The 12,402-nt window shown below is 48.6% G+C and carries 14 protein-coding genes; 10 read left to right on the forward strand and 4 right to left on the reverse strand.

From position 1 onward, the window contains the following. Nucleotides 1-6: 6 nt before the first annotated feature. The 3 genes from NEV57_RS09655 to NEV57_RS09665 all read right to left on the reverse strand — a co-directional run bounded on the left by NEV57_RS09655 (nucleotide 7) and on the right by NEV57_RS09665 (nucleotide 3,206). Nucleotides 7-528, reverse strand: a complete 522-nt coding sequence (locus tag NEV57_RS09655) for a TlpA family protein disulfide reductase (protein WP_257658377.1) — start codon at nucleotides 526-528, stop codon at nucleotides 7-9. Between the two features lie 130 nt (nucleotides 529-658). Continuing rightward, nucleotides 659-1,411: a LytR/AlgR family response regulator transcription factor gene (locus NEV57_RS09660; RefSeq protein ID WP_257658117.1), complete on the reverse strand. Its 753-nt coding sequence runs from the start codon at nucleotides 1,409-1,411 to the stop codon at nucleotides 659-661. Between the two features lie 10 nt (nucleotides 1,412-1,421). Further along, nucleotides 1,422-3,206: a tetratricopeptide repeat protein gene (locus NEV57_RS09665; protein WP_257658118.1), complete on the reverse strand. Its 1,785-nt coding sequence runs from the start codon at nucleotides 3,204-3,206 to the stop codon at nucleotides 1,422-1,424. Between the two features lie 214 nt (nucleotides 3,207-3,420). Here NEV57_RS09665 and NEV57_RS09670 point away from each other — a divergent pair, with 214 nt between their 5' ends. From NEV57_RS09670 to NEV57_RS09715, 10 genes are all read left to right on the forward strand, one after another. Then, nucleotides 3,421-4,026 (forward strand): hypothetical protein, encoded by a 606-nt coding sequence (locus tag NEV57_RS09670; protein WP_257658119.1) that lies wholly within the window; start codon nucleotides 3,421-3,423, stop codon nucleotides 4,024-4,026. A gap of 13 nt (nucleotides 4,027-4,039) precedes the next feature. After that, nucleotides 4,040-4,726, forward strand: coding sequence for a LemA family protein (locus NEV57_RS09675; protein WP_257658120.1), 687 nt, complete (start codon nucleotides 4,040-4,042; stop codon nucleotides 4,724-4,726). 255 nt (nucleotides 4,727-4,981) lie between these two features. Further along, the gene (locus NEV57_RS09680; protein ID WP_257658121.1) at nucleotides 4,982-5,536 is read left to right on the forward strand and encodes a NifU family protein; all 555 of its coding nucleotides are present in this window, start codon (nucleotides 4,982-4,984) and stop codon (nucleotides 5,534-5,536) included. Between the two features lie 13 nt (nucleotides 5,537-5,549). Then, complete coding sequence (locus NEV57_RS09685) at nucleotides 5,550-6,266, forward strand: arylesterase (RefSeq protein WP_257658122.1); 717 nt, start codon at nucleotides 5,550-5,552, stop codon at nucleotides 6,264-6,266. Between the two features lie 116 nt (nucleotides 6,267-6,382). Then, nucleotides 6,383-7,228, forward strand: a complete 846-nt coding sequence (locus tag NEV57_RS09690; protein WP_257658123.1) for a transketolase — start codon at nucleotides 6,383-6,385, stop codon at nucleotides 7,226-7,228. A gap of 9 nt (nucleotides 7,229-7,237) precedes the next feature. Beyond that, entirely contained in the window at nucleotides 7,238-8,191 is a 954-nt protein-coding gene (locus tag NEV57_RS09695) for a transketolase family protein (RefSeq protein ID WP_257658124.1), read from the forward strand. A 34-nt stretch (nucleotides 8,192-8,225) separates the two neighbouring features. Further along, complete coding sequence (locus tag NEV57_RS09700; RefSeq protein ID WP_257658125.1) at nucleotides 8,226-8,771, forward strand: RNA polymerase sigma factor; 546 nt, start codon at nucleotides 8,226-8,228, stop codon at nucleotides 8,769-8,771. Between the two features lie 33 nt (nucleotides 8,772-8,804). Further along, a complete protein-coding gene (locus NEV57_RS09705) occupies nucleotides 8,805-9,425 on the forward strand; it encodes a hypothetical protein (RefSeq protein ID WP_257658126.1) in 621 nt (206 codons plus the stop codon). Nucleotides 9,426-9,432: 7 nt separating this feature from the next. Further along, nucleotides 9,433-9,906, forward strand: coding sequence for a hypothetical protein (locus tag NEV57_RS09710; RefSeq protein ID WP_257658127.1), 474 nt, complete (start codon nucleotides 9,433-9,435; stop codon nucleotides 9,904-9,906). Between the two features lie 20 nt (nucleotides 9,907-9,926). Continuing rightward, on the forward strand, nucleotides 9,927-11,114 hold the full coding sequence (locus tag NEV57_RS09715; protein ID WP_257658128.1) for an aspartate aminotransferase family protein: 1,188 nt from the start codon (nucleotides 9,927-9,929) through the stop codon (nucleotides 11,112-11,114). Between the two features lie 85 nt (nucleotides 11,115-11,199). Here the strand turns inward: NEV57_RS09715 and NEV57_RS09720 are convergent, their stop codons facing one another. Next, complete coding sequence (locus NEV57_RS09720; protein ID WP_257658129.1) at nucleotides 11,200-12,387, reverse strand: class I SAM-dependent rRNA methyltransferase; 1,188 nt, start codon at nucleotides 12,385-12,387, stop codon at nucleotides 11,200-11,202. Between the last annotated feature and the right edge of the window lie 15 nt (nucleotides 12,388-12,402).

A 12,402-nucleotide genomic window follows, 5' to 3' on the forward strand; every position in this document is an offset into this window, starting at 1 on the left:
CGTCCGTTACCGGTCTGCGATATCGTCGATGGCCTGCTGAATAGTCGGGTCATCGGCATTAATTGCATAATAGCTGGCGATATTACCCTCTGGATCAATGACCATGTACCGCGGGATCCAGTTCAGGTCGATGTAATTCGTAAATGCATTTTTCCATCCGGTTTTAAACCAGTAATGCTCCCCTTTTAGCTGATATTTTTCAATCCCGCCGGTCCAGCGTTGCGCTTCACGGTCCAAGGAAAGGAACAAAAAATGAACATCCGGATTAGCCCGCTGGAGCGCATAGAGCGCCGGGAATCCCTTGATACAATCAGGGCACCAAGTGGCCCATACGTATAGCAGTACGGTCTTTCCCCGATTGGCAGCCAATACCTGGCCCACGGTAGTCTGCCCGCCGTCCACTGCAAATAAAGGCTGGGCCAGGGCCGAATCTACTAATACCGTTTTAGACGCTGTGGGTGCTTCCTGACCATTGGCTATGGTAACAGCCATAAATAACCCCACTAAAAATAACTGGATCGCTTTCATCAAATCAAACCTAATTAACTATATAACATCAAAGATACAAGTCCTGATTATTCCTATAGACTAATATCACGAAAAATTACCTCCTGACTACCATCCTGGATTAAGCATTCGATTAAAGGACAAAGGAAGATTATCTGCTACGTGCCGTTATCCGGGCTACAAAGGCTTCCCGCCTTCTGGTGGACACTTCAACAGTGGACCCATCGTTCAGGGTCACAAAGCCACTTTTGTGGTACTTATTGACATGGTCCAGATTGATCAGGTGCGCATGGTGAATCCGGAAAAAACCCCGGTTCTCCAGCAATTGCTCGTACCCTTTTAATGTCCTTGATACCAAGAGTGGTTTCGCTTCCCGTAAAATAAATAACGTATAATTACCCTGGGCCTCGCATCGAATGATCTTATCGATTGAAATAAAATCCCACCCTTCGGCAGATGGTAATGCAATTTTGGCCTGCATACCAGGCGGATGATCTAAATGCTCAAATAAAAGTTCATATCGGGCAGCCGTCTCTTTTTTGTTGATATTGTCGGTTACTTTCCGCAGGCTTTCCATCAAATCGTCACCATCAATGGGCTTGAGCAGGTAGTCCGTCGCGCTGAAGCGGAATGCCTGCACGGCATATTGATCATAGGCTGTAGTGAAAATAACGGCTATCCGGCTAATATCAAGCTGGCGCAGTAGGTCAAAGCCCGTCTCTCCCTGCAGCTGAACATCCAAAAACAGCAAGTTGGGCTTCAGCTCTTCAATAGCAACCATCCCCTGTTCGATATTCTCAAACGCGCCCAATAGCCGCACGCTATCTTGAGCATGGTATTGCAGGAGCCGCTGCAGGTGCTGGATACAGTGCGGCTCGTCGTCTATGATAACGGCATTGATCATGTGTATTTGATTAAAATTGTAGGGACAACGGCAGTTTCACCGTTACAGCCAGTCCATCGGGCAAATCGTCAAACAAAATAGCCGATGGTTTATTTTGATGCGTGCCCGCAATTGAAACCCGTGCTTTTGTCAGCGCAATTCCCATGGACCGTTTCGCTGTAGTAGACCGCCCGTTTACATTCGCTCTTCCTATACCATTGTCTTCCACGGTATAGCAAAGTGATTCTTCTTCTTTCTGCACCCGGATTTGTATATGCCCCGGACCTTTTTTGGGCAGGATTCCATGCCAGATACTATTTTCGATCAAGGGTTGCAGGATCAGCGGCGGCACAAGGGTATTTTCGGGATCGATGTCAGCGGCGACGTCTACCCCGTATGTGAATTTTCCCTGTAATCGCATTGATTCGAGCTGAATGTATCCCGTTAACAGTTCCAAATCTGTGGTTAAGGGAATTTCCTTATGCTCTGAATTTTCCAGAATCTGCCGAATGAGTTTGGCAAATCGGGTGAGGTAACTTCCCGCGGCATCAAAATCCTGTTCAGCAATACTGTTGCCAATGGCATTCAACGCGTTAAAGATAAAATGCGGGTTCAATTGGGCCCGCAACGCTTTCATCTCCGTGTCGGCCACCAATGCTTCAAATTCAGCGATCTTCTTAAGCTCATCGCTGTCGCGTTTACGCTTGTACAAGCGCCAACCAATAGCAAATGCACCCATGATCACCAAAGCCACGCCAATGACGGCATAGGTGATGCTTCGTTGGCGTATCATCTCAGCAACAGCTGCCGCCTCCTGTTTCTCCAACGCAAACTGCATTTCCTTTCGGGTGATCTCCGCTTTTTTTCCATCATTTACAGCACTGTCACGAAGAGTGATGAACTGTTTATAAGCGTGCAACGCCTCACCTGGCCTGTGTTGGCGTTCGTGGATGTTACTTAACGTCTGCCAGGCATTAGCTTGCCATTCGAGGGCAGCTACTTTTTCCGCCAGTGCAAGTGCCTCTTTGCTCCGGTCTTCGGCCTGGGCATATTGGTGCCGATTGAACATGATTTCAGCGATGCTATTGAGCACGTTGGCTTTGATGCCGTCGCTACCCAATTGTTCGGCGAGCTGTAAACAGCTGTTGAAATGCCCAAGCGCCAACTCGTCGTCACCCTGTTTAGACAGTGCCCTACCCAGGTTATTTTGGATAGCCATTTCAAATCGCTTATTTTTAATATACTGGGCTAATGGAAGTGCCTGGTTCAGACTAGCGATACCCATCGATAGTTGTTGCTGTTCGATATACACACTGGCCATGTTTACTGTGGCAATAATGATCCTCGTCGTGTCCCGGAGTGCTTCGGAAACGGCTAATAAGCGCCTGTAATGGTCAAGCGCCATATCGTATTGTTTAAGATCGCTGTAGATATTGGCGATGTTGTTATAAATAGAAGCCTCGAAAGATCGGTCCTGCAACGGTTCTGCAGCCTTCAGTGCTTCGTGAAACCGGTCCATCGCACGTATTGGATCTGATTGCTCGTAGTATATAACGCCTTCTTGCCGTAAGGCATACGCTTTACCCTTTTGCCATCGGAGATCGTCGGTTAACCGGGCTGCCTGTTTTACATATGTTAAGGCTTCCTGTGGATCATTCCAGACAAGCGCATCCGCGATATTGAGCAGTAAGGTTACGCGGGTTGTATCGGCTGAGGAAAGGCTGGCCAATTCATTCTTAAGCGAATCAACGGGCGTTTGCCCCGTAGCAGATAAACAAATCATTGAAACACAGGTAAAGGTTGCCAGTTTCTTCATTTGCAGAGATTTCTGAATCAAACTTACAGAAAGATAAGGGTATATACAATTTAAAATAGCGCAATGCCATGGGGTGATCAGCCCGCAGCGATCAGGCCCATCACACATATTCATCCAGCATCAGCAGTTAATCATTATGAAGCGGCAGTTAATCATTGTGTGTTGTTTTTTTCATAGAAGAAGCTTCTATTTGAGAAAAAGAAAAATCACCACGATGGACAATTATCCTTTACGTTTTATCGCCATACTGGTTTGCCTGGGACTTTTGGCAAGTGCGTGCAGTAAATCGAATGATGGACCGATTGAAAAAACGGATGCTCCCGGGGCGTACTATATTCGATATAAAGCCAACGGAGTGAACCACGAATACACAGATAAGCAACTAGTCTACGCAATATTTCTTACGCTACCCGATACTGATGCCCGGCAATGCCTTATACAAGGACGTTTGCAGGAAAACGATCAGAATAGGGATGCGATTTTCCTTGCCGTTACGGATGCCGGACCACTCAAGACAGGCACGGTCTACCAACTTTCGGAACGGCTTGAGTGGCCCGAATACAATCAACGTATTTCGAAGGTCTTCGGTTCGCATTACAGCGCATCGGCTGAAAAGTACCATGCGCAGCTTTACCAATCACCATCACTTCCATTTGAAGTGAAAGATGTTGCATCTGCCCAGTTTAGCCAGATTAACGATACAACCGTCAAGGGCACGTTTTCGATGCATGCTTATACAACGTATCCAGACCTGAAAGAAGTGATCATTACCGATGGCGAATTTTATGTACCCATCCTGCTATCCAACCAGAATCGTTAACACATATCGTATTATGTTATTTTCCTTTATTACTCTGCTCGTACTCTTCCTCATCGTGGCCGCCAGTTCCTACAATGGATTGCAGAAATTGGCGCAGGATGTACGTGAAAAGGCTTCCAATGCTCAGGTAGCAATCAGCAAAAAGTTAGCATTAATTAACCAGTTGATCGATGTGGTGAAAAATTACCAGGAAGGTGAACAGCTGATCCAGCTTAAGGTATCGCAGGATACGTCGGCTACCAACCTAGCCAACTCCTATCAGCAATCCGGCACTGTACTGGCCACGGTTCAGGGAATTGCCGAAAAATTTCCTAACCTAAAAGCCAATGAACAGTATCACCGGTTGGTGGATAGTATACAGCAGTGCGAGCAGAACATCCAGGAAAGCCGCGAAAAATACAATCACGCCGTTAAGGAATACAACACAAAAAGGTTACGGATTCCAACAGTATTCATTGCCAGGGCAATGGGGTTCCCTGAAGCACCTTATTTGCAGTTTGATGTATCGGGGATGAATGAGGTCACTTCACTACAGGATTTCAAAACGGACGATGGCGAGCGGTTACAGCAGTTATTTACAGGAGCAGGTAATAAGATTGCCGATTTAGCCACACAAGCGGGCAAAACAGGTAGGGAACTCGTTAATAAGGTGAAAGAGCCGCAGCAGGATCCAGCGCCTCCTGCTAATGACGCCGACTAGCCTCCCTTATTCATTTCCCGGCGATAAGCGTATAAGCCGGCCCATGTATGCGCTTCCCGCGTTCCAGAACCTACAACCTTGATACCCATTGCAGCCGTTTGCAGGTCCGGGCGTCTTTTACGTGGCGAATCTGACTGAACTATCATCACATAAATGTGCTCGTATACGCACGTAACATGTAGAAATCTACCCTTTGACCTCACGCTGACTGAAATACACATGGAATTTAATACCTTTGTAAAAACAGTGTATAAAATGGCTACTATTAACGTATATACCGAATATACCCCTAATCCGGCAACCATGAAGTTCCTGGTCAACAAATTATTGATCAACGGAAGTCTGGATTTTCCGGATCAGGAAAAAGCAAATGCCTCCCCTTTTGCGCGCGAACTTTTTAAGTTTAATTTCGTGAACGGGGTATTTTTTGCCAGTAATTTCGTAACCATTACCAAAACCGACGATGCGGAGTGGGAAGATATCGAAGCGATCCTCAAGGATTTCGTCAAGGGTGCGGTAGAAGCCGAACTTAAGGTGCAGGAAATTGAAAAAGACGAAAACGTAAATTTTGAAGGCACGGAAACGGAGATCAAAATTCAGCAGATCCTGCACGATTATGTAAGGCCGGCAGTAGAACAGGACGGCGGCGCCATCAGTTACAAATCCTTTGCGGAAGGAACCGTGGTTGTTGAACTGCGTGGTTCGTGCAGTGGCTGCCCATCATCGACCATTACGCTGAAAGCGGGTATAGAAGGCCTGTTAAAGCGGATGGTACCCGAAGTACAGGAAGTGGTAGCAGAGGCTATGTAATTCCACCGCCGATATGAAGTCTGTTGTTTCTCCTTTTCTCTTAAAATATAAGCTACCGGGAGTACTTTTTATGTTGGTTGCGACTTTTTTCGCTGCCTGCAGCAATTCACCCGGGCAAAAAGAATCTGCCAGCGCAACCGGAACATTACAGGATACTGCAATTCGATCCCAGAAAAAAATCAAAAACATTCTTTTTTTTGGCAATAGCCTTACTGCCGGATTGGGTCTGGAGCGTCAGGACCTTGCCTTTCCTGGAATTATTCAACAACGGATTGATTCCCTCGAACTGCCGTACCGGGTAATTAACGGCGGATTAAGCGGTGAAACATCGGCAGGCGGAAACGAACGCATCGATTGGCTGCTCAATGAGGAGATAGCTGTTTTCGTACTCGAACTGGGGGCTAATGACGGACTCCGGGGCATCCCGACAGATGAGACGCAGAAAAATCTACAAAGTATCATTAACAAGGTAAAAAAGAAGTATCCGGATTGTCAATTGGTACTGGCTGGCATGATGGTGCCGCCGAGTATGGGAGGCACCTATGTACAGGCCTTCAGAACCATATTTCCGGCACTGGCCAAGGAAAACAACATGGCGTTTATTCCGTTCCTCCTCGATGGTGTGGCCGGAGAAACAGCGCTGAATCAGCAGGATGGCATCCACCCAACCGCAGAAGGCCACCAGATACTGGCAGACAACGTGTGGAAGATATTGGCACCCATGCTATAATCGCCACACCATATCCTTCCAGTCGGTGCACCGTGTTACCCAATCTGACATCTTGCATCCCATATCTAACCTAAAATAACTAACTTTAGCACCAAAATCTGAAGCAAGTATATAAAATGAGCGAAGACATCACCAAACTGGAAAAAATTGCATCGCAGGTCAGGCGCGATATCGTGCGCATGGTACATGCTTGTCAGTCGGGACACCCCGGTGGATCATTAGGCTGCACTGACTTTTTTGTAGCCCTGTATTTTAGCATCATGAAGCGGAAACAGGGATTTGAAATGGATGGCATTGGAGAAGATCTTTTTTTCCTCTCCAATGGTCACATATCCCCCGTGTTCTACAGCACACTGGCCCGCGCTGGGTATTTCGAAGTCAGTGAACTGGCGACATTCAGAAAAATTGACTCCCGTCTGCAGGGTCACCCCACTACCCACGAGGGGCTTCCGGGCATCCGTGTAGCATCCGGATCATTGGGACAGGGACTTTCCGTGGCAATCGGCGCAGCACTGGCAAAGAAGCTGAACCACGACGATAACCTGGTTTATGCGCTGATGGGAGACGGTGAACAACAGGAGGGACAGATTTGGGAAGCAGCCATGTACGCCCCATACAATAAGGTGGACAATCTGATTGCTACTATCGATTATAATGGCCAACAGATCGACGGCGCTACGGAAGACGTTTTATCGCTTGGCAATCTGAAAGCTAAATGGGAATCTTTTGGCTGGGATGTAATGGAAATGAATGGCAACGTCATGGCCGAAGTGGTGTCAGGGCTTCAGGAGGCGAAAGCACATACCGGCAAAGGAAAACCGGTATTAATCCTTATGAAAACCGAGATGGGTAATGGTGTGGACTTCATGATGGGGTCGCACAAATGGCATGGCGTGGCACCGAATGATGAGCAACTCGCCGCTGCACTGGCCCAATTGGAAGAAACCCTGGGAGACTATTAACGGATAACCATGAAAAAATATACATATACTGAAAAGAAAGATACCCGTTCAGGATTCGGGGCAGGATTATTGGAAGCTGGCCGCCGCAACGACCGGGTGGTTGCATTGTGTGCTGACTTGATCGGTTCCCTCAAAATGAACGATTTTATCAAAGCGTTTCCCGAGCGGTTTTTCCAGATCGGAATTGCTGAGGCCAATATGATGGGCATCGCAGCAGGGTTAACGATTGGCGGAAAGATCCCATATACGGGGACGTTTGCCAATTTTTCAACCGGACGCGTTTATGATCAGATCCGGCAGTCGATCGCCTATTCCGACAAAAATGTAAAAATATGTGCTTCACATGCCGGGCTGACTTTAGGGGAGGACGGCGCCACGCACCAGATTCTGGAAGATATAGGGCTGATGAAAATGCTACCCGGAATGACGGTAATCAATCCATGCGATTATAATCAGACAAAGGCGGCTACTATGGCCATTGCAGATCATCATGGCCCCGTTTACCTACGTTTCGGTCGGCCGGTTGTTCCTGTTTTTACCGATGCCAATCAAAAATTTGAAATAGGCAAGGCATGGATGGTTAACGAAGGTAAAGACGTAAGCATTTTCGCCACTGGCCACCTGGTGTGGGAAGCGATACAGGCCGGTGAGCAGCTAGCCGATCTCGGTATTGATGCAGAAATTATTAATATTCACACCATTAAACCACTCGATGAGGAGGCCGTGCTGCGGTCGGTAGCCAAAACGGGTTGCGTGGTCACTGCCGAAGAACACAACCGGCTCGGTGGGTTGGGCGACAGTATTGCCCAGGTATTAGCCAAACACCGGCCTACTCCCCAGGAATATGTGGCGGTAAACGACAGCTTTGGCGAGAGCGGTACACCGGCGCAATTAATGGAAAAGTACGGCTTAAATGCAGCGAACATCGTGACTGCCGTACAACGGGTAATTAAACGAAAGTAATCCCTGCGTGTGTGGCTTTGCGCACGCCTGAGCTATGGAAGACGCCCAAATACTGGAAAAATTTGCAGATGAGCGTACACGTGACGAGGCGTTTGCCCAGTTATTGAAAAAGTATCAGCAAAAGATTTATTGGCATGTGCGCCGGCTGGTCATCGACCACGATGATGCCGATGACCTGGTACAGGATATCTTCGTCAAGGTGTGGAAAAACTTGGGCAACTTCCGGGAGGATGCGCAACTATACACCTGGCTTTACCGGATTGCCACGAATGAATGTATCACATTTTTGAACAAAAAGAAACAGCGCCAGCAAATTTCCCTGGATGATGAGAGTTCAGCATATCTGGTTGATTCACTGGCCGACCATACGTATTTCAATGGAACCCAGGCGCAGCTGAAATTACAGCAGGCATTGCTGACCCTTCCTGAAAAACAACGACTGGTCTTCAACATGAAATATTTTGACGATTTGAAATACGAAGAAATTTCAGAAATTGTCGGCACCAGTGTCGGGGCGCTGAAAGCCTCTTACCATTTGGCAGTAAAGAAAATAGCACAGTTTTTTGAGGCGCATGATTAAACCTTCGGATACCATTTGTATCTAAGCAGTACCATGAAGGAAAAAGATACACACCATGATTTGAACGGATTGGAGGAATCAGCCGGTTCCCTGCAGGCCACTCCATTTACCGTGCCGGATCATTATTTTGAAGAATCAAATCGCCGTATCCTTCAACGGTGTCAGCACATCGTTGCTTCAGAAGCTGCATTCACTCCACATGCGGAGTATTTCGATCAACTGCAGGACCGAATACTGATTAAAGTTGCAGAGGAAAAATTAAGGGAGAAAGCCGGCGCTTCGGGCTTTACCGTGCCAGCGGGTTATTTTGAAGTCTCCCAAGCCGCTCTACTCAACCGGATAAGCCAGGATGAACCGGTGCTGGCAGTTCCTCCCGTCAGAAGAATAATCCCCCGGACATGGCTGCGATATGCCGCAGCGGCCTGTGTGGCAGGTGTATTGGGTATAATGGGATATCTCGGATTAGTCAACCGCGAAGAGAGCCGTTTAGCAACGGTATCTGATCAGGAAATACTGAGTTACCTCGAGTTTTACGGCGAGCCAGCCGATATCACATATATTGCGGAGTACCTGGACCGGGACGATGACATTGCCGTCGAATTAAACGAATTAAGTGAAGAGGATATCGAAGCATACCTCAATAATACGCTGTAAAATGACCATGGCTAACTATTTCAAGATCGTGATCGCTGTACTGCTGTCATCCATAGCAACCAGTGTATGGGCGCAAGAGAGCCGGGCAGCGCGTTTTGAGCGGATCGAAATGGAAAAGATTGCGTTTATTACGAAAGAGCTCGACCTCTCACCGGGGGAGGCGGAAAAGTTTTTCCCGATTTATAACCAATACCGGGCAGAGTTTTCCAAACTGCGGCAGGAAAAACGGGACAGGCGCCCAGCCGCTCGTACTTACCTGCAAAGCCAGAGCCAATCGCTGCAACCTAACGGATTTAATTCCAGCCGTGATGTCCTGGCATTTGACGCCAAGGAACTGGAGCTTAAGAAAATTTACCGCCAACGCTTTTCCAATGTCATTGGTGCGGCACGTGCTTCGCAGTTTTTTGCCGTGGAAGAAGAATTCCGCAATTACCTGATGCGCGAACTACAGCAACGCAGAAACGGACGGGACCAGGAATAACAAGTCCACCACGATGAAGTATGCTTAATAATCGCCAGCTTTTCTTATTGAACACTGCCCAGACTTCGGATGCCCCACGACTTATTGAGGTCGACCGGGCCGAGGGAGTCTATCTCTTTGGCCCCAACGGCGAGAAATATATCGATCTGGTGTCCGGTTTTGCCGTCAGCAACATCGGTCACCGCCACCCCGAAGTGCTGGAGGCCATATCTGATCAACTCAACAAATACCTGCACGTAACGGTTTACGGCGAATTTGTCCAGGCACCGCAGGTACAGCTGGCTACCGCGCTACTTGCATTACTTCCCCAGCAACTCAACAGTGTCTACTTCACCAATTCCGGAACCGAAGCCACGGAAGGGGCAATGAAAATCGCTAAAAAGTTTACTGGCAGGCAAGAGATCATTGCGGCAGACAAAGCATATCATGGCAGTACTCAAGGCGCGCTGAGCCTCATTGGAAACCCCGAATACCGACGGGCTTATGCTCCCCTGCTACCGGGTATCCGATTTATCCGATATCACGATTTTGATGACCTCGACCGGATTACCGATGCCACCGCAGCGGTTGTACTTGAAGCAATACAGGGTGAGGCAGGCATTCGGGTGCCAACTCCGGCATATATGCAGGCCGTCCGCAAACGCTGTGATGAAGTGGGTGCCATACTTATTTTTGATGAGATACAGACCGGGTTCGGCCGTACAGGCCGGTTATTCGCTTTTGAACACTATGGAATAGTACCCGACATCCTGCTGCTCGCCAAAGGCATGGGCGGCGGTATGCCCATCGGGGCGTTTATCGCCAATAAACGGATCATGGACGTCATCAAAGAAAACCCCATATTAGGGCATATTACCACTTTCGGCGGCCATCCCGTCAGCTGTGCAGCGGCGCTGGCATCGCTTCGCGTAATCACCGGAGACAGCCTCCTGCAGCATGTGGAGGAAAAAGCGCAGTTGTTCCGGCAACGATTGCAGCATCCGGCAATACACGAAATCCGCGGAAAAGGCCTGATGTTGTGCTTGCAGCTGGACACCTTCCGCCAGGTGTCCGCCGTCAGTGCCTATTGTGCCTCCCATGGTGTAATGATCGACTGGTTTCTGCATTGCGAAACCGCCTTGCGCATCGCCCCGCCACTCACCATCAGTGAGACAGAAATCATAGCTGCCTGCGATGTGATTCTGGCCGCACTCTCCCAAAAAGACTGACCGCCTTTTCCCTATATGCAATAAATACATACATATGCGTATTCATCGCACTGCTATAGCTGCGACAAATGCGGTACTTCCGCCCTTATACCACCCGGACCAGTAATCCCTTCAGGTACTCCCCTTCGGGAAACGAAGCCCTTATTGGATGGTCTTCCGGTTGAGAGAACTGATGGATAAACTGAATTTCCTTATCCGCATCCAACGCCGCCCAGGCGAGCACCTGTTTAAATGTACCCATATCCATGGCCGCCGAGCAGGAGAACGTAGCCATCAAACCGCCGCTTTCCAGCAGCAACAGCCCCCTTCTGTTTAACTCTTTGTAAGCGCGGGCCGCCTTATCGAGGCTGGAGCGTGAAGGGGCATATTTCGGCGGATCAAGTATCAGGAGATCGAACCGCTCCCCAGCATCCGCAAAGGCACGTAACTGCTTGTTTACGTCGGCTTGGATCATCCGGTGATTATTGCGGTCAAATGCATTCTGCTCCATGTTTTTTCCCAGTGCCTCAAGCGCCAACGCCGAGCTGTCAACGCTGATCACTTCACGGGCACCACGGGCTAGCGCATTAAGTGAAAACCCGCCCGAATAACAAAAACAATCGAGTACCCGTTTATCACGGGCATATCCGGCGGTAATCAACCGATTATCGCGCTGGTCGCAATAGAAACCCGATTTCTGCCCTTCCACAATATTTACACCATAGTAAATTCCGTGCTCTTTTACCGTTACCCATTCCGGGGGTAATACACCTGCCAACAACCCATTCTCCGTAGTCAGCCCCTCATGTTGCTGTGCCCGGGCATCACTGCGCTCATATATCCCATGGGGGTGTAGCAGTGAATTCAGTTCATCAATGATGACCGGTTTCATCCGCTCCACGCCGGAGGCATGAACCTGCAGTGAAATAAAATCAGCATAACGGTCCACAATTAAACCAGGTAGGTAGTCAGCTTCCCCAAAGATAAGCCGAAAGGTATTGGTATCCGCCGACTGCAGCAGAGCTGTCCTTGCATGCACGGCACGTCGTATTTTTTGACGCCACCACTGCTCATCAGGAGGGCAGTCAACACGCCACTCAAGCAACCTGATGGCCACCCGCGATTGGTCGTTGTAATAACCATAGGCGACAAAATCACCTGCATGATTAATCACCTCTACCAGTTCTCCATTTTCCGTGGCCTCCGGCGACCGCTCTACAGCCCCCGAAAATATCCACGGATGATACTGAAAAGCCGCCTTGTCTTTTCCCTTTTTGAGTTGTATGGTATGCATGAACCGCAAAAATAA

The organism is Parapedobacter lycopersici (assembly GCF_024643285.1).
Taxonomy (GTDB): domain Bacteria; phylum Bacteroidota; class Bacteroidia; order Sphingobacteriales; family Sphingobacteriaceae; genus Parapedobacter; species Parapedobacter lycopersici.